A 19395-nucleotide genomic window follows, 5' to 3' on the forward strand; every position below is an offset into this window, starting at 1 on the left:
AAAGTGCGCTAGATCGGGATGAATTGACCTTGGTACCAGGCAAACTTCGCCAAGAGCTTTCTCTTTCGATCAGCAACTCTCCTATAGTTGCGTCTCGTTGCCACAGGAACCCTCTCTTCCATTTCCGCCCGGTTTGAGGCTTTGATTGATGACGGCGTCGCCCTCCCCCCTTCGCCCCTCCGCGCTGGCCCTGCTGCTGACCGCAGCGGTCGCCGGTGCGCTCTGCACGGCGGCGGTGGCCGCGGCCCCGTCGACCGTCCGAACCCCCCTCGCATGGTTCTCCGTCTCGGGCGTCCTGCTGCTCGGGATCGCGGCCTTCACGGTCACCTGGACGACGCGCTCGGCCCGGCTGCTGCGCGCCCGGGCCGCCGGCCTCGCCGGTGAGGTCGCCGCCCGGGACGCCGAGATATCCCGGCTCACCGCCCAGGGGGCCCGCGACGCGGCCGCCCGCACCGCGGAGCGGCAGCGGCTCATCGCCGAGCACACCGCCGAGCTGGAACACTTCGCCCGGGCCGGGGCCGCCGAGGCCGACAGGCTGACGGCCTCTCACCTCAGCGCCCGCGAACACCTCGGCGACCAGCTGCGCCGCGCCGAGTCCGGCCGGGCCGCGGCCATGGCCGCCGCCGCCAACGCGGCCGGCCGCATGCAGGCGCTGGCCACCGGAATGCTCGCCGACCTGCGGGAGATGGAGCACCGGCACGCCGACGAGGACGTCCTCGGTGACCTGCTGCACCTCGACCACCGCACCGCGCAGGCGGGCCGCCTGGCCGACTCCATCGCGGTGCTCACCGGCGCCCGGTCGGGCCGCCGGTGGGCCAAGCCCATCGTCATGGAATCCATCCTGCGCGGCGCCATGGGCCGGATCGGCGGCTACCAGCGGGTGCGGCTGCACTCCACCAGCGACGCCGCGATCGCCGGGCACGCCGCCGAGGGCGTCATGCACGCGCTCGCCGAACTGCTCGACAACGCCGCGAACTTCTCGCCGCCGACCGCCGAGGTCCACGTGTACGTGGAGGAGGTGCCGGCCGGGATCATCATCACCGTCGAGGACAGCGGCCTCGTGATGAGCGAGGTGCAGCTGCGCCGCGCCGAACAGGCCGTCACCGCCGAGTCGCTGGACCTGGCCGGGCTCTCCGGTACCCGGCTCGGCCTCGCCGTGGTCGGCCGACTGGCGCGCAAGCACGGGCTGACCGTCTCCTTCCGGCCCTCCGCGCGCGGTGGCACCGGCGCACTGATGATGCTCCCTCAGGAGCTGATCAGCCGGGGCCCCTCCGCCAACCCCGCGGCCGAGGACGGGGCGCCCCTGCCCGTCGACGCGCTCGCCGCCGCCGACCCGGCCCGCGCCACCCCGGCCGGCCCGGAACCGGACGCCGAACCGGCGGCCGGGAACGGCGCCGGGAACGACGCCGCCGACGACGCGGGGCACAGGACCGCGCCCGCCGACGCCGAGCACGGCACCGGGCACGCAGACCACGCCGCCGTCCGCCCCGCCACCCCGCACCCCGCCACCGCGCCCACCGCCGGGGACACCGGCGGGCAGCCCGCCCTCGGCGAGAGCGGACTGCCGCAGCGCCGCCGCGGCCGCACCCTGGCCGCTGCCCACCCCGAGGGGGCCGGGGCCGCCGACCAGGCGGCCGCGCGCACCGCCGCCCCCGCGGACGCCTCCCGCTCCGCCGCCCGCTTCGGCAGCTTCCGCCAGGCCGTGCGCGGCGCCGCGGCCGCGCCGCCCACGACGCCCTCGAACCCCCCGTACCCGGAAGGCAACACGCGATGACCGGCACCACCACCGACGAGACGCTCGGCTGGCTCCTCGACGGGCTCCTGGAGCGCACCCCCGGCGCCCGCCACGCCCTCGTGCTCTCCCGGGACGGCCTCAAGCTCTGCCGCACCCCGGAGCTGTCCGTCGACCAGGCCGACCAGCTCGCGGCGATAGCCGCCGGCATCCAGAGCCTGTCGCACGGGGCCTCCATCGAGTTCGGCGACGGCAGCGGCGGCGTCCGCTCCGCCATGGCCGAGTTCTACGGCGGGATCCTCTTCATCGTCGAGGCGGGCGAAGGCGCCCACCTGGCGCTGGTCGCCGCCGAGGACGCGGACGCGGGCCTCGTCGGCCACAACATGTCGGAACTGGTCGAACAGCTCGGTGAGCACCTGATCGCCAGGCCCCGGGGATGAGCCGGAGCAGGCCGGGCCGGGACGACTCCCCGGACCGGCTCTACACCCTCACGGGCGGCCGCAGCCGCTCCGGCTCGGACGCCTTCGACCTCGTGACCCTGGTCATCGCCGAATGCGATCCGGTCGTGGGCATGCAGTCGGAACACGCGGCCATCCTTCGGATGTGCCAGTACCCGACGGCGGTCGTCGAGATCGCCGCCGACCTGGCGCTGCCGGTCTCCATCGTGCGGATCCTGCTCGCCGACCTGCTCGGCACGGGCCGGATCAGCGCCCGCCACCCGCGTTCGGCGCACTCGGCGTACAGCCTTCCCGACCCCGACATCCTGGAGCAGGTGCTCGTTGGACTCCGCAATCTCTGATCGGCCGATGGACCCGCCGATCGACCAGCCGACGGACCGGGCCGCCGTCCAGGACGGCGCCCGCGCCGACCGGCAGACCCTCAGCAGCACCGCGGACAACGGTCTCAAGATCGTCGTCGTGGGCGGGTTCGGCGTCGGCAAGACCACCATGGTCCGCTCGGTCAGCGAGATCCGTCCGCTGAACACCGAGGAGACGATGACCAAGGCGGGCGAGGGCGTCGACGACACCGGCGGCGTCGCCACCAAGACCTCCACCACCGTCGCCTTCGACTTCGGCCGCATCACCCTCGACGCCCGCAACGTGCTCTACCTGTTCGGTGCCCCCGGCCAGGAGCGGTTCTGGTTCCTGTGGGACCGGCTGTTCTCCGGCACCCTCGGGGCGGTCGTCCTCGTCGACACCCGGCGGCTCGCCGACTCCTGGTACGCCATCGACCGCCTCGAACACCACGGCACCCCCTTCGTCGTCGCCTGCAACGACTTCGGCGGTCCCACGCACACCCCGGACCAGATCCGCGCCGCGCTCGACCTGCCGCCGCACGTCCCGCTGGTGTTCTGCGACGCGCGCTCCCGCGAGTCCAGCAAGCAGGTGCTCATCTCCCTCGTGCGGCACGTCCAGCACGTCCACCACCTTCAGCACGTCCAGACGGCCGACCGGCCGACGACCCCGGAGCCCACCCCGTGACCACCCCCGAGCCCCGCCCCGTGTACCTGGGCGGCCCGCGGTTCCAGACCGACCCCACCGAGCTGTACCGGGAGATGCGCCGCGACCACGGCGCCGTCGCCCCGGTCGTCCTCGACGGCGACGTACCGGCCTGGCTGGTCCTCGGCTACCGCGAACTGCACCAGGTCACCAGCGATCCGGTGCTCTTCTCCCGCGACTCCGACCTCTGGAACCAGTGGGACCGGATCCCCGCCGACTGGCCGCTGCTCCCGATGATCGGCCGCAAGCAGCCGTCGATCCTCTACACCGTCGGCGAACGCCACCGCGAGCGGGCGGCGGTGATCACCGACGCGCTGGAGGCCATCGACCCCTTCGAACTCAAGGGCCACGCCGAGCGGTTCGCGGACGAGCTGATCGACGGCATCTGCGGCAAGGGCCGCTGCGACATCGTCGGCGAGTACGCCATGCTGCTGCCGCTGCGCGTCCTCGCCCGCATCTACGGCTTCCCGGACGAAGAGGGCCCCGGCCTCGTCACGGCCATGAACGACATGATCAACGGGCGCGAGGGCGCGCTGGCGGGCCAGCAGCACCTCGGCGGGTCCATGTACGCGCTGCTCGCCGCCAAATCGGCCGCGCCCGGCCAGGACGTCGCCTCCCGGATGCTCGGCAACCGCTCCGGCTTCACCCTGGACGAGATCGCCCAGGACCTCATGGTCATGATGGCCGCCGGGCACCAGCCCACCGCCGACTGGATCGGCAACTCGCTGCGCCTCATGCTCACCGACGACCGGTTCGCCGCCTCCCTCGCGGGCGGCCGCCACAGCGTCGGCGAAGCCATGAACGAGGTGCTGTGGGAGGACACCCCTACGCAGAACGTGGCCGGCCGCTGGACCTCCCGCGACACCAACCTCGGCGGCCGCCGGATCGCCCGCGGCGACCTCGTCCTGCTGGGGCTGGCCGCCGCCAACTCCGACCCGCACGTGCGCACCGACGCGGGCGCCCTGACCGGCGGCAACAACGCCTTCTTCTCCTTCGGGCACGGCGACCACCGCTGCCCCTTCCCCGCGCAGGAGGTCGCCGAGGTCATCGCCCGGACCGGGATCGAGGTCCTCCTCGACCGGCTCCCCGACGTGGACCTCGCCGTCCCCGCCTCCGCGCTCTCCCGCCGCCCCTCGCCCTGGCTGCGCGGCCTGTCCGAACTGCCCGTCACCTACACCCCTACGCCCGCCCTTGGAGCCACCAGATGACGTGCCCGATCGACCACTCCGGCGCCGCCGCCATCAGCCTGGACCCCTTCGTGGCCGACCTCGACGCCGAGAGCGAGGCCCTGCGCGCCGCCGGACCGCTCGTGCGCGTCGTCCTGCCGGGCGGGGTGCCCTGCTACGCCGTCACCCACCACGCCGAGGCCCGGGCGCTGCTGACCGACCCGCGGATCGTCAAGGACATCAACGCGTGGGGCGCCTGGCAGCGCGGTGAGATACCGCTGGACTGGCCGCTGATCGGGCTCGCCAACCCCGGGCGCTCGATGCTCACCGTCGACGGCGACGAGCACCGCCGGCTGCGCACCCTGGTCGCGCAGGCGCTGACCGTCCGCCGGGTGGAGAAGCTGCGGGCCGGCATCGAGGCGCTGACCGAGGGGATGCTGGACCGGCTCGCCGAGCTGCCCGCGGGGGAGAGCGTCGACCTCAAGGCACACTTCGCGTACCCGCTGCCGATGAACGTGATCAGCGAACTGATGGGCGTGGACGCCGCCGACCACCCCCGGATGAAGGAGCTGTTCGACCAGTTCTTCTCCACGCAGACCCGGCCCGAAGACGTCCCGCGGATGATGGCGGACCTCGCCGCGCTGTTCGGCCGGATCGTGGAGGCCAAGAGGCGCAGCCCCGGCGACGACCTGACGAGCGCGCTCATCGCCGCCTCCGAGAACGGCGACCACCTCACCACCGAGGAGATCACCAACACCCTCCAGCTGATGGTCGCGGCCGGTCACGAGACCACCATCAGCCTGATCGTCAACGCGGTCGTCGCCCTGGAGACCCACCCGGAGCAGCGCGCCCTCGTGCTCAAGGGCGAGGTGCCGTGGGAGAACGTCATCGAGGAGACGCTGCGCTGGTCGACCCCGACCTCGCACGTTCTCATCCGGTTCGCCACCGAGGACGTCCCGGTCGGGGACGGCGTCCTGCCGAAGGGCGAGGGGCTGATCGTCTCCTTCGGCGCCATCGGCCGCGACGAGGCGCAGCACGGCGGGACGGCGGGCGCCTTCGACGTCACCCGCACCCCGAACCGGCACATCTCCTTCGGCCACGGTCCGCACGTCTGCCCCGGGGCCGCGCTGTCCCGGCTGGAGGCGGCGGTGGCCCTTCCGGCCCTCTACGCGCGCTTCCCCGGACTGCGCCTCGCCGTGGGCCGCGAGGAGCTGCGCAACAAGCCGATCGTGACCCAGAACGACCTGTTCGACCTGCCCGTCGTCCTGGGCTGAACCGTCACCCCCGTCCGAACCGGCGCGTGGGCCCCGCACGGGGCCCACGCGGACCCGCTCAGTGCGCCCGTACGGAGATCCGCAGCCGCTCCGCCAGGAACTTCAGGGCGTCCTCGCGCGCGGCGGGCGAGCCGGCCTTCACCAGGATGTGGCCCAGGCGCTGGGACGAGGACGTGAGCGGGCCGACCACGTCGCCCACCCCCTTGCGCAGCCCGACCCGGACGACCGCCGGGTGCGCGGCGATCTCCGCCAGGCCGTCGACCGCCGTGATCGTGCCGGGGGCGCAGGTGGGGAAGTACGTCGCCGCGTAGGCCACCGGGAGCGCGGGCAGCGGACCGCCGAGCGGTTCCCCGAGCGCGAGCCGCACCACCGCCTCGTGCAGGTCGAAGCCGTACGTCAGGCCCACCGCCTCGGCGAGGAAGTCCCCGGGGGTACGGACGGCCACCTCCATCAGCACCGGACCCTCCAGCCCCACCCGGAACTCCAGGTGCACCAGCCCGGTCCGCATCCCCAGCCCCCGCAGCACCCCCGCGGTCAGCTCGTCCACCCGCGCCGCCAGCTGCGGATCCGCGAAGGCGTACCCGCAGCGGTGCGACAGCTCCACGAAGTACGGCGGGGCGGTGGTCTCCTTCTCCGTCACATTGGCGAAGAGCACCTCGCCCTCGTGGACGAGCGCCTCCCAGCTGTACTCCGGGCCGCTCACGGCCGCCTCGACCAGGATCTTCCCCTCGCCGCCCCGGCGCGCGACGATCTCCTCGGCCTGCGCGGCGCTCGTCACCAGTTCGACGCCCTCGCTGCCGCCCAGGGACAGCGGCTTGACCACCACCGGCAGCCGCTCCAGCATCCACTCCCGGGCCGCGTGCAGGTCGGGGGCCAGCAGGAACGCGGGCTGCGCCACCCCGTACGCCCCGAACCCGGTGCGTTGGAGGGCCTTGTTGCGGGAGATCACCGCGGCGTGCAGGGACGGCCCGGGCAGCCCGAGCCGCTCCTGCGCCAGCGCGCCCGCCGTCACGTTGGCCTCCGCGAAGGCGAGCACCCCGTCGGGGGCGCGGTCCGCGAGCGCCGCCGTGACCCCGGCGAACCAGGACTCGTCCAGCGAACCCGACACCGGGTAGTAGGTGACGCCCTCCTCGGCCGCACGGCCGCCCATGAGCGCCGCGTTCTCCACCGCGCGGACCCGGTGACCGAGCCGCCTCGCCGCCTCGACGTACGGGCGTCCCATCGTGCCCACCCCGACCACCAGCAGATCCTTCACGCCACTGCCCCTTCGCTCGCTGCGCGCATCCCGTCCGGTTCCCCTGCTCGTTCGCGTTCCCGTTCCTGTTCCGCGCGCTGCCGCTCCAGGGCCCGGGTCACCGGCGGTACGAGGACCGAGGCCAGGCAGAACACCACGGCCAGCGCGGCCCATCCGACCGCCCCCGTCGCGATCACCACCCCGGTCACCAGCGCCGGACCCACGATCCGCTGCCCGGAGTTGCCCAGGCTGAACACCGACAGGTAGATCCCGCGGCGGTCCTCGGGCGCGAACGCGTAACTGAGGTCCCAGCCGCCCACCGCCTGCCACATCTCGCCGAAGGTCAGCGCCACGCAGGCGAGCAGCAGCAGCGCCCCCGCGAGCAGCGGCGAGGGGCCGTGCGCCGCCGCCAGCGCCGCACAGCACGCGGCCAGCGCGAAGCCGCTGAGCCGCAGCGCCCGCGCCGCGCCGCCCGGCCGCTCCGCCCCGCGCGACACCGGTACCTGGAGCGTGATCGACAGCGCCGTGTTGACGAGGATCAGCACCGGCACGAACCCGGCGGGCACCCCCGTGGCCGTCATCGCCCACAGCGGCAGCCCCACCGACAGCAGCGTCGTGTGCAGGTTGAGCACCCCGGCCAGCCCGGCCAGCCCCAGGTACCTCCCGTCGCGGAAGCCCCGGATCGCCGTGAGCGGACCCACCTTGCGGGCGGCCGCGCTGGAACGCACCAGCCGCAGCCGGGCCAGCATCACCGCCGAGACCAGGAAGGCCGCCGCGTTGCCGAGGACGATGCCCCGGTACGCCCACGTGCTGTCGGCGGCGAGCAGCGGGGCCGCCAGCAGCGCGCCGACCGAGAAGCCGATGTTGCGCACGGTGCGGACGATCGCCATGGTCCGCGTGCGGTCCGACTCCTCGGTGGTGTCGGAGGCCACCGCCTGTGTCATCGGCTGGGTCGCGCCCTCCGCCGCCGCCAGGCAGGACGACACCACCAGGAACCCGGCGAAACCGTGCACGTACGCCAGCGCCACGAACCACAGGGCCCGCCACACCTGGAGCGCGATCAGCGTGCGCCGGGCCCCGATCCGGTCGCTGAGCGCGCCGATCGGGACGGTGGCCAGGAAGCCCACGACCCCCGACACTGCCAGTCCGGCGCCGATCTGGGTGGAGGAGAGGCCGACCGAGCGGATGAAGAACACCGTCGACCCGGCGAGGAACAGGCCGGTGCCGATCGCGTTGATCAGCGAGGTCAGGGCGAAGGTCCGGCCGGCCGCCGTGGCCGGCACGTAGTCCGTGAGCGAGATCCGCTTCATCGCGCACCGCCGCCGCTGCCGGCCGTGCGCACCGAGACCAGCGCGGCGGCGTCCTCGGCGTTGCGGGCCGCGGCCGCCGCGTCCGTCCCGGTGGCGATGACGTATCCCGCCCGCTCCCAGGAACTGGTGACGGCCCGGACCACGTCGCCGGGGGCCACCGCGACGTGCACCTCCTCCACCCCGAAGGCGCGCCGGGCGGCGTCGGCGCCGTCCACCGCCTCCACCGGGCCGACCGGCGCGATCAGGAACCGTACGGCCGCGCCGAGCACCGGCGGGCGCTGCGGTGTCGCGGCGCCGCCGTCCAGGACGCCCAGCAGCGCGGCCAGGATGTCCATCCCGTAGGCGAGGTCGATCAGCGCGGTGATCCCGCCGCCGGGCAGCCGGGCCGCGCACTCCACCAGGTGCGGGCGGCCGTCGTCGAGGATCCACTCCGAGTGCAGCACGCCCGAGCGGAACCCCGTCGCCGAGACGAGCACCGCCACAGCGCCGCGCAGCGCGTCGGCCTGCGCGTGGGGCAGCGCGGCGGGCACGGTGTGCCCGGTCTCGACGGGGTGGCCCGAGTCCTGGACCAGCTTGGCGGTGATGTTGGTGAAGCCGACGATGCCCTCGTGGACCACCGCCTCGACGCTCACCTCCGGCCCGTACAGCCGCTGTTCCACCAGGTACCGCGCCGCGTCCGGGTAACCGGCGTGCAGCGACGGCTCGTCGGCGGTCGTGGTGTGCGCCCAGGCCGCGGCGCTGTCGTCGTGCGGTCCCAGCAGGCGTACGCCGAGACTGGCCTGGCGGCCCGCGGGTTTGAGCACGCACGCCCCGCCGTACCGGGCCCGGAAGGCGCTCACGTCCTCGGGGCCGCGGGCCCGCTGCCAGGCTGGCTGGTCCAGGTCCGTACCGTCCACCGCGGCCCGCAGCCGGGCCTTGTCCCGCAGGATCCGCGCGGCCTTGGGACCCGCGCCGGGCAGCCCCCACGCCTCGGCGAGGGCCGCGGCGGCCACCACGCCGTACTCCACGACCGGGACGACCGCGCGGGCGTTCGGCGGCCGGGGGACCGCGGCGACGATCCGGTGCGGGTTGTCCTCGTCCTGGCTGGGCGCGCCGAGCAGCGCCCCCACGCAGCGGTGCGCGGCGGGCAGGCCGTCGATGCCGCGCGCGGCGATGACGGCGGGCTCCTCCACGACCAGGACGGAATTCTCGGGGAGCAGGGCGTCCAGCTTGCCGAGCATCACCGGGCTGTACCCCACCAGGACGTGGGTGAGGGCGGCCGGGCCGGACGGATCGGGCAGTGTCATGGGTGCCTCGCTGCGTGACGGAGTGCGCGGGACGGGGAGGAGCAGGAGCGGGGCGGGTGCGCGGCACTCGTGCCCGGCCTGCCCGACGACTGTGCTCTTCCGGCCACTTGACGGCATAGCCCCGTCAAGGTTCGGGTCCGCGCAGCCCTGTGACCTCCTCATCCGGACCGTGCGGGTCCGCCCCGAGAACCATTTCGGGCCGCACGGCGTCCTCCCTGGTGAGCGCGCACACCGACGACGGGTGCGGCCCGGCGGGACAGAGGAGTGAGCGGGTATGGGGATCGTCAGCTGGGTCGTCCTGGGGCTGCTGGCCGGAGGCATCGCCAAGGTCCTGCTGCCCGGTCGCGACCCCGGAGGTCTGATCGGGACCACCCTGATCGGGGTCGCCGGTGCCTTCATCGGCGGGTGGCTGTCGGCGAAGTTCCTCGACCGGCCCGTCCGGAACGAGTTCTTCGACCTGCCCACCTGGGGCGCGGCGGTGGCGGGGTCCCTGGTCCTGCTCGTCGCCTACCGGATCCTGTTCGGCAACTCGCGCGAGGCGCGCCGCTAGCGGCGCGCGCGTCCGCTCAGATCAGGCTGTGGTGGACCGCGCAGGCCACCGCGTGCGAACGGTTGCGGGCGTGCAGGCGGGACATCAGCTCGTAGATGACGTTCTTGACGGTGTGCTCCGAGCAGGACAGGGTGCGCGCGATCACGGCGTTCCCGTGGCCCTCCGCCATCAGGGCCAGCACCGAGGTCTGGCGGGCCGTCAAGTGGGGTGCCACCTCCGTGGGTTCGGGGCGCGGGGCGGGCAGCGCGGTGTGGCCGCCGAGCAGCCGGACCAGGTCCGGGTAGGGCATCTCGACGGTGTCCGGGACCGGTTCGGGGGCGGGCGCGAGGCCGGTGGCGACCTGGGCCAGCATCCGGCTCAGCCGGCCCGCTTCCAGGACCGCTTCGAGGGACCCTTCCCTGGTGGCCGGGCGGGTGGCCCCGCGGGCCGACGTGCGCGGCGGTGCGGCGACGGCGCTCACAGCATGCCCGCCCGGAGGGCGTAGGCCACCGCGTGGGCGCGGTTGCGGAGCCGGAACCGCTGGGTGATGTCGTGGACCACGGTGGTCACCGTCCGGGGTGAATAGCAGAGTCGTTTGGCTATCTCGCTGGTCTCGTGGCCGTCGGCGACCATCCGCAGGACGGACCGCTCCCGGTCGTTGAGCCCGGCCGCGTCCCAGGGGCCGGCCACCGCGTCGGCCGCCGCACCCTTGGCACCGGCGTGCTCCAGCAGCAGGTCCAGCAGGTCCGGCGGCAGCGTGCAGTCACCGCGGGAGGCGGCCCGCACGGCCCGGGCGAGGCGGACGGGATCCGCCTCCCGGCGGCGCAGCAGCCCCCGGGCCCCCGCCGCGATGGCGTGCAGGGCGTCGGCGGGCTCCAGTTCGCCCGCCACGAGCACCACGTCGGGCCGGGACGGGGTGTCCCGGATCGAGCGGAGTACGTCGAGTTCCGTACGGCCGATCCGGTCCACGGTCATGACCACGACGCGGGGTTCACCGCCCGGAGCGGCCAGGGCCACCTCGGGGCAGGCGAGCAGGGCGCTCTTGGTACCGGCTTCCAGCACCGGATCGAGTGCGACGACGTTGACAGGGACGGGTTCTCCCACCGGGTCCTCCGAAAGTCATCCGCCTGCCGGGGTGTCGGCCGGCGGAAGGGGCGCTGGTTCCCAGAGTGGGGGCGGCCCCCCGGTGGGGGCATCGGGCCCCGGCCCCCACATTTGTGAAGGCCCGGCGTCACGAGCGTCGGATCCGGTGAAGGACGCTGCCCGGACCGCCCCGGCGGGGCGTCGTGGCGGGTCGCACGGGGTGCGCGGGCCGGGGCCGGGCCCCGCGGCGGCGGGGGCCGGCCGGTGCGTACGGGGGGTGGTGGGGGCGGCCGCGCGGAATATGGGGGACGACCCCCCATGTGCCCGGCGGCGGCCTCTGCGAGTTTTCTTCTTGTGACTGACACCGCCACCGCCGCAGAAACCGAGGTCGGCGGCCTGACCCACTCCTGGTGGGCGCAGGCCCTGAACCTGCGGGAGCGGCTCGCCGCCCCGGATGCCCCCGCGTCCGCACGGCCCGCCGCCCCCCACACCCGGCCCGCTTCGTGGGCCCTGGGGGACCCCGAGGGCTTCGCGGCCCGGATGGCGAGCCTGGGCGCCACCGAGGAAGCCGGGTACGCCCTCGCGGCGGAGCGGTCCTGGCAGCTGGCCGCCCGCGCCGGGAAGCCGGAGTGGGCCGGGTACGCCGAACGGATCGTGGCCGCGGCCCCCGCCGGGCGGGAAGCGACCGCCGCCGGGCCGGCCGGTACCGAAGGCGCTGAGGGCGCCGCGGTGTTCCTGCCCGCACTGCGCCCGCTGACCGAGGCCGCCTGGGCCGAGGCGGCCGCGCGGATCGAACTGCCCGAGGCGGAACTGGCCCCGGTGCGGGCCGCCTTCACCGGCTGGCTCGGCGACCGGCTGATCCGCCAGTCCGCCCGGACCCTGGTCCGGGAACTCCACGCGGCGCGCACCGCCGGGCAGCTGTCGGGGGAGACCTCGCGGGAGCGGTTCGCCGACTTCCTCGCCGGGCTCGGCACCCGCGACGGCCTGGCCGCGCTCTTCACCGGCTACCCGGTGCTGGCCCGGATGCTGGCCCAGTCCTGCATCCACGCCACGGACGCGACGGTGGAACTGGTCGGGCGCTACACCGCCGACCGCGCCGCCCTCGTCCGCGGCCTGCTCGGCGGCGCCGAGCCGGGACCGCTGGTGCGGATCGACCTCGGCCGCGGCGACGTCCACCAGGGCAACCGCTCCGTCGCCCTGCTGCGCTTCGCCGACGGCGCCACCGTCGTCTACAAGCCCCGCCCGCTCGACCAGCACGCCCTCCTCGACCAGGCGGTCGCCTGGACCAACGGCAAGGTCGCCGGCCTCGGCCTGCGGACCCCCCGCTCGGTGCGCCGGCCCGGATACGGCTGGCTGGAATTCATCGAGCACGCCTGGTGCTCCTCGGCCACCGAGCTGGACCGGTTCTACCGCCGCCAAGGCGCGCTGCTCGCCCTGCTGTACGCGGTGGACGGCGTGGACATGCACTACGAGAACGTCATCGCCTGCCGGGACCAGCCGGTCCTGGTGGACGCCGAGACCCTGCTCCACGCGGGCCTGCCCGCCGCGGTGACCTGCGGTTCCGACCCCGCGGCGGCTGCCCTGGCCGCCTCGGTCCACCGCACCTGCCTGCTGCCGAGCCTGCTGATCGGCGAGCACGGCGCCATGGACATCTCCGCCCTCGGTGGCGGCCACGGCGGCTCTTACCCGAGCGACGGAATGAGCTGGGAAGGCGCCGGAACGGACGAGATGCGCGTACTGCGCGGTCGCGTCGAGACCCCGGCCGGGCAGAACCGGCCCGCCCCGCGGGACCCGGCCGCCGGCCACGGGGACCACCGGGCCGCGCTGCTCGAAGGCTTCCGGGCGGGCTACGACGCGATCACCGCGCACCGCGCCGAACTCCTCGGTGAGGACGGGCTGCTCGCCCGCTGGGCCACCAGCCCGGGCCGGCTGATCGCCCGCGCCACCCGGCTGTACACGACCCTCCTGGAAGAGTCGACGCACCCCGACGTGCTGCGCGACGCGCTGACCCGGGACGCGCTGTTCGCCGTCCTGTGGGCCGAATCCGAGAACGACCCGGCCCGCCGCCGGCTGATCGAGGACGAGACCGCCGACCTGTGGGCCGGTGACGTGCCCCTCTTCTTCCACCACCCCGCCGACGCCGTGGTGCGGACCTCCCGGGGCACGTGCGTCGAGGGGGTGCTGCCCGCGCCGAGCCTGCGGACGGCGCTGGACAAGATCGCCGCGATGGGCGAGGTGGACCGGCACGACCAGGAGTGGATCATCTCGGCCACGCTCGCGGTGACCGGTGCCAACCTGACCGGGGGCCGCCCCCGTTCGGCGCTGGCCGGGCACCTCGCCCCCGCCGTCGCCCCCGAGCCCTCCCGGCTGCTGACCGCAGCCTGCGGGATCGCCGACGAGATCGCGGCCCGCGCCGTACACGGCGACGGCCGGGTCAACTGGCTCGGCCTGGAGCAGGTCTCCGGCGAGCACTGGGCCGTCCTGCCGATGGGCGGCGGACTCGCCCAGGGCTACTGCGGAGTGGCCCTCTTCCTGGCCCAGCTCGGCGCGCTGACCGGCGCCGGACGCTACACCGCGCTGGCCCGGCAGGCCGCCGCCCCGCTGCCGGAGCTGCTGGCCACACTGGCCGCCGCCCCGGAGCTGAGCGCCGCCGTCGGACCGGGCGCCCTCAACGGACTCGGCGGCATCGTCTACAGCGTGGCCCGGCTGGCCGCCCTGCTGGACGACAACGACAACGACGGTGACGGGGGCGCGGAGGCCGGCCGTACCGGAGCCGGTCCGCTGCGGGCCTGTCTGCCCGCCGCGCTCACCGCCCTCGCCCTGGCCGTCGAAGCGGCCCCCGACGGCCCGGCCGACCTGGCCGACGGACTCGCCGGAGCGCTGGCCGCCACCGTCGCCGTGCACCGCCTGACCGGGATGCCCGGCGCCGCCGCCCTGGCCGGCGCCCTCGCCGACCGGCTGCGGGAGCACGCCGAGGCGGGCCTCGCCCGGCCCGCCGGGGCGGCGGCCGCGGACCCCGGCTTCGCCCAGGGGGACGCGGGCATCGGCTGGGCCCTGCTCCGCTACGCCGCCGCGGAGGCCGAGCGGGGCCCCGGGGCCACCGGCGCCGCGCGGGCCGAGGCGTACGCCCGTACCGGCGCCGCCCTGCTGCGCCCCGCACTGGACGCGGCGCTGAGCCGCCCCGCCGACCTCGGCTGGCACTCCGGACTGGCGGGCACCGCGCTCGCCGCCGCCGACGCGCTGGCCCGCGCCGGCCGGCCGGTCCCGCAGGCGGAACTGACCTGGTGCGCGGCCCTGCTGAGCGATCCCGCCGAGGGCGGCCCGTCCACGGAGGCCGCCGAGTTCGGGGACCTCAGCCTCGGCCACGGCACGCTCGGCTCCCTGGAGCTGCTCAGCGTCCTCGCCGGGCAGGGCCACGCCGGCGCCGCCACCGCCCTCACCCACCGGGCCGGTCAGGTCCTCGGCCGCCTCGAGGACCACGGCCACCGCTGCGGCACCCCCGACCACGTCCCCTCACCCGGACTCCTCACCGGACTGTCCGGCATCGGATACGCCCTGCTCAGGCTGGGCTTCCCGGAGACGGTCCCGTCCGTCCTCCTGCTCCACTGACCGCCCGCCCGCTTCGCCGCACCTCCTCACCGCAGTCCGAGACCACACTCCACTTCAGGTTCCGAGAAAGGGACTCACCACCATGCAGGAGCTCCAGGTCAACGCCACCGCCGCGGACATCACCACCGACGCCGTCGACGCCACCACCGCGGTTCCCGCCGGGGACCCCGCGGGCGGCATCACCCTGTCGGGCCGCAACACGGCGTGCGCGCGGGCGCGGGCACTGGCCGGTCTCGTGCTCACCAGCGGCCTCGTGGTCGCGCTGAGCCAGATCGACACCAGCGTCTCGGCCCCCAATGTCACCTGGTAGGACCCCTGTCCGCGCCCGGATTCCGGAGTCCGGCACGTGGGAAAGGCCGACTTTCGGTGCACTGCGGACCGTACGTATGAACTAGATTTGCGCTCATGCGTTCCCGTGCGCGGTACATCATCGGTCGTGACTCACAACTCTTGGAGATCAAGCAGGCGTTGACCGAGGCGAGGGACGGACACGGCGGGGTCGTCTTCCTGGTCGGCGAGGCGGGCATCGGCAAGTCCCGGCTCGCCGCCGAGGCCGTGGGAATGGCCTTCAACGCCGGTATGCGGGCACTGCGGGGCCGGAGCAGCACCACCGGCCCCACAGTGCCTTTCCGGCCATTGACCGAAGCGCTGATGGCGCTCTTCCGCGGCGGGCCGCCCGGCGGCCCGTCCCTGGACGACCTGCCGCTCGGGCCCTACCGGCCCGCGCTGGGCCGGATCATCCCGGACTGGAGCAGCGACGCCCAGGACAACAGCTCGATGGTGATCCTCGGCGAGGCCGTGCTGCGGCTGCTCATCGCCACCGGCCGGGACGACGGCCAGCTCCTCCTGCTGGAGGACCTGCACGACGCCGACCCCGAGACCCTCGCGGTCGTCGAGTACCTCGTGGACAACCTCGAATACACCAACGTGGTCCTCCTGGCCACGATCCGCACCGAATCCTGCGACGCCCTCGACATGGCCGAATCGGCGCGCCGCCGCGGGGTGGGAACCGTCCTCCAGCTGGCGCCGCTGACCCGGCCCGAGGTGCGCGCCGTGATCGCGGCACAGCTGGACACCGAACCGGACGGGGTGCCGGAGGCGGCCCTGGACCGGCTTTGGGACGACAGCGCGGGCAGCCCCTTCCTGGTCGAGGAACTGCTCCAGGGGATGATCGGCAGCGGCGCCCTGGTCCGCGCCGAGGACGGCTGGCGGGTCGTCGGCGACCTGCGCAGCGACGTCTCCACCGCCCTCGCCCGCGGCATCCTGCGGCGCGTCGACCGGCTGGCCCCCCAGGGCCTGACCCTGCTGTCCGCCGCCGCCGTCATCGGCCGCCGCTTCCCGCTGACCGTGCTCCAGCGGATGACCGGCATCGACGACCGCAGCCTGCTCAGCCACCTGCACGCGGGCGTGGCGGCGCAGCTCGTCGTGCACGACGAACCGGCCCCCGACTGGTACGCGTTCCGCCACTCGCTGACCGCCGAGGCGCTGCTGACCCAGCTCACGCCCACCAACCGCGCGGAGATGTCCGGGCGCGCGGCCGACGCGGTCCAGGCGCTCTACCCCGAGCTGGAGGGCGAATGGTGCCCGCTGGTCGCGGAGTTGCGTTCGCAGGCCGGTGACGACGCGGAAGCGGGACGGCTGTTCACCGTCGCCGGGCTACGGGCGCTGGGCGCCGGGGCCATCGGCTCGGCGGTCACCCTGCTCAGCCGGGCCGAACGGCTTCTCGCCGCCAGCGGGGACGCGGCGGGCCGTACCGCCGCCCTGGAGGCCCTGCTGCCCGCGCTCGCCGAAGCCGGCGACTTCGCCCAGGCCTTCGGCTTCGCCGAGAACCTGCACACCCTCGGCGGCAGCGGGCTGAGCGCCGAGCGCCTCGCCGCCCTGCACACCCGGCTCGCCAAGGTCGCCCACACCGCCGGGCGCTGGGAGGACGGCAACCGCCAGATCGCCCAGGCCAGGGCCCTGCTCGGGGAGCAGCCCGACGAATGCGGCACCGCCTCCATCGACGTCACCGCCGCCTACCTGGCCCTCGACACCCCCGGCCCGGACCGCACCCAGCAGGCCGAGAAGCTCGCCTACTCGGCGCTCCAGGCCGCTGAACGGCACGGTCTGCCCACGGTGGTCTGCCAGGCCTGGGAACTGCTCGCCACGCTCGCCCGCGAGAGGGACTTCGACGAGGCCACGGCCCTGCTGGAATCGGCCCTGCACACCGCCGAGCAGCATCAGCTCCCGCTCCAGCGGATGTACGCCCTCACCCGCATCGGCGGGAACAACTGGCTCACCGAGGGCAATACGATCCCCCTCCTCGCGGCCCGCGGCGAGGCCCAGCGGCTCGGCTCCGCCACCATCGTGTACACCATCGACGGGATCATGATCCTGGACGCGGCGCTGCGGGCCGAGTTCACCGCCGCCGCGCAGGGCGCCGAGGAGTGCCTGGCCGTCGTCCAGCGGCTGCGCCTGGCCCCGGCCACCCGCTACGTCCTGATGGCCAAGGCGACCCTCGCGGCGCACCAGGGCGACCGGGCGGACATGGAACGGGCGCTGGACGCCTTCGCCGAGTGGGACGGCAGCGGCTCCCAGGAGGAGCCGCTGACCCGGGGCCTGGCCCGCGCGTTCTGCGCGCTGCTGGAGGAGGACCGGCCGGCCGCGGTCCGCGAGCTGCACACCGTGGCCGAGCTGGAGAACACCAACCCCAGCACCTACTACCTCAGCGGGCGCTACGGCATCGGGCTGCTCCTGGACGTGCTCTCCGGCGAGGCGGGCCGCGGCCCGTACGAGGAGATCGCGGCCACCGCCCCCGGCCGGATGCGCTGGAACCGGCAGTTCGTGCACTTCGCGGGCGCCGTCCTGCTCGGCCGGGAGGGAAGACCCGACCTGGCGGCCGCGGCCGTCAACGAGGCCCTGCGCACCGCGGAGCCCTACGCCACCGCCCTCCACCTGGGCCTGCGGCTGATCGCCGAGGCGGCCCACGAGGACGGCTGGGGCGAGCCGGTGGCCTGGCTGCGCCGGGCCGAACTCCACTTCCACCAGCAGTCGGTGGCCCCCGTCGCCAACGCCTGCCGGGCCGCGCTGCGCCGGATGGGCGCCCCCGTCGCCCAGCGGCGCTCCGGCTCGGGCAACATCCCGGACGTCCTGCGCACCCAGGGGGTCACGGTCCGCGAGTACGAGGTGTTCCGGCTGCTCGCCGAGCGGCTGGGGAACAAGGACATCGCCGACCGCCTCTACATCTCGCCCCGCACGGTGGAGAAGCACATCGCCAGCCTCGGCACCAAGACCGGCCGCAGCAACCGGGCGGCGCTGTGCGAACTCTCCGCCTCCCTGCGGGGGTAGGGGCCCTGTGCCGTGCCCCTGGCCCGGCCCGCTCAGCGCATCGTGCGCACCGCCCTGGAGCTGAGCAGGCCGACCGCCGTCAGCGCGAGCAGGGCGCCCGACACCGCGAACATCGGGCCGCTGCCGCCCTGCGCCAGGGCCCCGCACAGGATCAGCGAGACGGGCGCCATGGCGTAGCCGAGGACCATGTCGATGGAGATCACCCGGCTGAGCACCGAGGGATCGATGGTGCGCTGGATCCAGCTGAGGCCGAAGACGCCCTGGAACCCGATGCCGAAGCCCATCACCAGGACGGTCACGAAGGCCGCCACCGCACTGTCCGCCAGCCCCAGCACCCCCATGCCCACCGCCAGCCACCCGGCGAGCGCGGCGATCAGCAGGCCCACCCGGGGCCGGCCGCTGAGCGAGCCGCCGACCAGGGTGCCGAGCATCGCCCCGCCCGCCAGGGCGCCGTTGAGCAGGCCCAGGGTCGCCGAGCCGCCGTGCAGGTCCACCTTGGCGAGGGTGGCGAAGCCGACCGTGAAGGTCCCGGCGTAACAGAAGGTCATCACCGTGTCGACGACCAGGATGGAGCGGATCCGCGGGTCCACCATGGCGTAGCGCAGCCCGGCCCGCATCCGGGTGAGCAGCGAGTCCCCGGCCTCCCGCGCGGCCGGCGCCGGCTCCGCCTCCCCGGGAGCCCCGGGCGCCGGGGCCGTCCGGATCCGCGAGACGCACAGCCCGCAGAGGGCGAAGCACACCCCGTCCACGAGGAAGGCGACGGGCGCGTCCGAGAGGGCGACCACCATGCCGCCGACGGCCGGGCCCAGGATGGAGGACACCTTCGTGCCGACCGCCAGCAGCGCGTTGGCCGGGGCCAGCTGCTCCTTGTCCACCACTGAGGGCAGGATCGAGGCCCGGGCCGGCTGGAAGAACGCGTCGACCGCGCCGAACGCGGCGGCGGCGCAGCACAGGAGTGCCACCGTCAGCGACCCGGTCATACCGATCAGCCCGACGCCCCCCATCAGCACCGCGCGGGCCCAGCTGGAGAGCGTCATCAGCGTCCGCGGGGACCACTTGTCGCTGAGCGAGCCGCCGACCAGGGTCAGCAGCGCCCGCGGCACCGCCTGGAAGGCCAGGACGTAGCCGAGGGTGAGGGTGGACTGCGTCAGGCTCAGCGTGATCCAGGAGAAGGCGATGTAGCTGAAGCCGTCCCCGAGCAGGGACAGCGACTGCCCCAGCCACAGCAGCCGGAAGGAGGGCAGCTTGGCGGGTGCGCGCAGCCGCGTCCCCGCATTCGTCAGCGTGGAGGCCATGATGGGACCCTTCGTCGGGCCGCCGGGGCGGCCGCGGTGCGGTGGCGGACG

At 74.7% G+C, this 19395-nt stretch carries 16 protein-coding genes; 10 read left to right on the top strand and 6 right to left on the bottom strand.

Features of this window, described 5'->3' with window-relative positions:
• Positions 1-148 precede the first annotated feature (148 nt).
• Genes ABZY31_RS07300 through ABZY31_RS07325 form a run of 6 tightly spaced genes read left to right on the top strand, consistent with a single transcriptional unit; the run spans position 149 to position 5671 of the window.
• Entirely contained in the window at positions 149-1774 is a 1626-nt protein-coding gene (locus tag ABZY31_RS07300; protein WP_356405750.1) for an ATP-binding protein, read from the top strand.
• Positions 1771-2172 carry a roadblock/LC7 domain-containing protein gene (locus ABZY31_RS07305; RefSeq protein WP_356405752.1) on the top strand — a complete coding sequence of 134 codons (402 nt, stop codon included), beginning with the start codon at positions 1771-1773 and terminating at the stop codon, positions 2170-2172. Before ABZY31_RS07300 ends, ABZY31_RS07305 begins: the two co-directional genes overlap by 4 nt.
• Positions 2169-2531 carry a DUF742 domain-containing protein gene (locus ABZY31_RS07310; RefSeq protein WP_356405754.1) on the top strand — a complete coding sequence of 121 codons (363 nt, stop codon included), beginning with the start codon at positions 2169-2171 and terminating at the stop codon, positions 2529-2531. Before ABZY31_RS07305 ends, ABZY31_RS07310 begins: the two co-directional genes overlap by 4 nt.
• Before the next feature lie 7 nt (positions 2532-2538).
• The gene (locus ABZY31_RS07315) at positions 2539-3213 is read left to right on the top strand and encodes an ATP/GTP-binding protein (RefSeq protein WP_356405756.1); all 675 of its coding nucleotides are present in this window, start codon (positions 2539-2541) and stop codon (positions 3211-3213) included.
• Positions 3210-4439, top strand: coding sequence for a cytochrome P450 (locus ABZY31_RS07320; RefSeq protein ID WP_356405758.1), 1230 nt, complete (start codon positions 3210-3212; stop codon positions 4437-4439). Before ABZY31_RS07315 ends, ABZY31_RS07320 begins: the two co-directional genes overlap by 4 nt.
• Positions 4436-5671: a cytochrome P450 gene (locus tag ABZY31_RS07325; protein WP_356405760.1), complete on the top strand. Its 1236-nt coding sequence runs from the start codon at positions 4436-4438 to the stop codon at positions 5669-5671. Before ABZY31_RS07320 ends, ABZY31_RS07325 begins: the two co-directional genes overlap by 4 nt.
• 58 nt (positions 5672-5729) lie before the next feature.
• Here the strand turns inward: ABZY31_RS07325 and ABZY31_RS07330 are convergent, their stop codons facing one another.
• The 3 genes from ABZY31_RS07330 to ABZY31_RS07340 are packed head-to-tail and all read right to left on the bottom strand — an operon-like array spanning position 5730 to position 9501.
• Entirely contained in the window at positions 5730-6926 is a 1197-nt protein-coding gene (locus tag ABZY31_RS07330; protein ID WP_356405762.1) for an ATP-grasp domain-containing protein, read from the bottom strand.
• Positions 6923-8215, bottom strand: coding sequence for an MFS transporter (locus ABZY31_RS07335; protein WP_356405764.1), 1293 nt, complete (start codon positions 8213-8215; stop codon positions 6923-6925). The genes ABZY31_RS07330 and ABZY31_RS07335 overlap by 4 nt, the downstream gene beginning before the upstream one ends.
• On the bottom strand, positions 8212-9501 hold the full coding sequence (locus ABZY31_RS07340; RefSeq protein ID WP_356405766.1) for an ATP-grasp domain-containing protein: 1290 nt from the start codon (positions 9499-9501) through the stop codon (positions 8212-8214). The genes ABZY31_RS07335 and ABZY31_RS07340 overlap by 4 nt, the downstream gene beginning before the upstream one ends.
• Positions 9502-9775: 274 nt before the next feature.
• On the opposite strand from ABZY31_RS07340, the gene ABZY31_RS07345 reads away from it, so the two are divergent.
• Positions 9776-10051, top strand: coding sequence for a GlsB/YeaQ/YmgE family stress response membrane protein (locus ABZY31_RS07345; RefSeq protein ID WP_356405767.1), 276 nt, complete (start codon positions 9776-9778; stop codon positions 10049-10051).
• A gap of 16 nt (positions 10052-10067) precedes the next feature.
• Here ABZY31_RS07345 and ABZY31_RS07350 read toward each other — a convergent pair whose 3' ends face one another.
• Positions 10068-10511, bottom strand: a complete 444-nt coding sequence (locus tag ABZY31_RS07350; RefSeq protein WP_356405769.1) for a helix-turn-helix transcriptional regulator — start codon at positions 10509-10511, stop codon at positions 10068-10070.
• Positions 10508-11134, bottom strand: a complete 627-nt coding sequence (locus tag ABZY31_RS07355; protein ID WP_356405771.1) for a response regulator transcription factor — start codon at positions 11132-11134, stop codon at positions 10508-10510. The genes ABZY31_RS07350 and ABZY31_RS07355 overlap by 4 nt, the downstream gene beginning before the upstream one ends.
• Positions 11135-11467: 333 nt before the next feature.
• Here ABZY31_RS07355 and ABZY31_RS07360 point away from each other — a divergent pair, with 333 nt between their 5' ends.
• The 3 genes from ABZY31_RS07360 (at position 11468) to ABZY31_RS07370 (ending at position 18049) form a co-directional block, all read left to right on the top strand.
• Positions 11468-14722: a type 2 lanthipeptide synthetase LanM family protein gene (locus ABZY31_RS07360; RefSeq protein ID WP_356405773.1), complete on the top strand. Its 3255-nt coding sequence runs from the start codon at positions 11468-11470 to the stop codon at positions 14720-14722.
• A gap of 82 nt (positions 14723-14804) precedes the next feature.
• Entirely contained in the window at positions 14805-15032 is a 228-nt protein-coding gene (locus tag ABZY31_RS07365; protein ID WP_356405775.1) for a hypothetical protein, read from the top strand.
• A 95-nt stretch (positions 15033-15127) separates the two neighbouring features.
• Entirely contained in the window at positions 15128-18049 is a 2922-nt protein-coding gene (locus ABZY31_RS07370; RefSeq protein WP_356405777.1) for an AAA family ATPase, read from the top strand.
• 32 nt (positions 18050-18081) lie between these two features.
• On the opposite strand, the gene ABZY31_RS07375 is transcribed toward ABZY31_RS07370, so the two are convergent.
• Positions 18082-19344, bottom strand: coding sequence for an MFS transporter (locus ABZY31_RS07375; RefSeq protein ID WP_356405779.1), 1263 nt, complete (start codon positions 19342-19344; stop codon positions 18082-18084).
• Positions 19345-19395 lie beyond the last annotated feature (51 nt).

The sequence above is a fragment of the Streptomyces sp. NPDC006529 genome (assembly GCF_040611795.1).
GTDB lineage: Bacteria > Actinomycetota > Actinomycetes > Streptomycetales > Streptomycetaceae > Streptomyces.

Bases quoted from the DNA above. Each gene is read 5' to 3' on its own strand.
- ABZY31_RS07300 (WP_356405750.1), top strand. From the start codon at position 149: ATGACGGCGTCGCCCTCCCCCCTTCGCCCCTCCGCGCTGGCCCTGCTG.
- ABZY31_RS07305 (WP_356405752.1), top strand. From the start codon at position 1,771: ATGACCGGCACCACCACCGACGAGACGCTCGGCTGGCTCCTCGACGGG.
- ABZY31_RS07310 (WP_356405754.1), top strand. From the start codon at position 2,169: ATGAGCCGGAGCAGGCCGGGCCGGGACGACTCCCCGGACCGGCTCTAC.
- ABZY31_RS07315 (WP_356405756.1), top strand. From the start codon at position 2,539: ATGGACCCGCCGATCGACCAGCCGACGGACCGGGCCGCCGTCCAGGAC.
- ABZY31_RS07325 (WP_356405760.1), top strand. From the start codon at position 4,436: ATGACGTGCCCGATCGACCACTCCGGCGCCGCCGCCATCAGCCTGGAC.
- ABZY31_RS07335 (WP_356405764.1), bottom strand. From the start codon at position 8,215: ATGAAGCGGATCTCGCTCACGGACTACGTGCCGGCCACGGCGGCCGGC.
- ABZY31_RS07340 (WP_356405766.1), bottom strand. From the start codon at position 9,501: ATGACACTGCCCGATCCGTCCGGCCCGGCCGCCCTCACCCACGTCCTG.
- ABZY31_RS07345 (WP_356405767.1), top strand. From the start codon at position 9,776: ATGGGGATCGTCAGCTGGGTCGTCCTGGGGCTGCTGGCCGGAGGCATC.
- ABZY31_RS07365 (WP_356405775.1), top strand. From the start codon at position 14,805: ATGCAGGAGCTCCAGGTCAACGCCACCGCCGCGGACATCACCACCGAC.
- ABZY31_RS07370 (WP_356405777.1), top strand. From the start codon at position 15,128: ATGCGTTCCCGTGCGCGGTACATCATCGGTCGTGACTCACAACTCTTG.
- ABZY31_RS07375 (WP_356405779.1), bottom strand. From the start codon at position 19,344: ATGGCCTCCACGCTGACGAATGCGGGGACGCGGCTGCGCGCACCCGCC.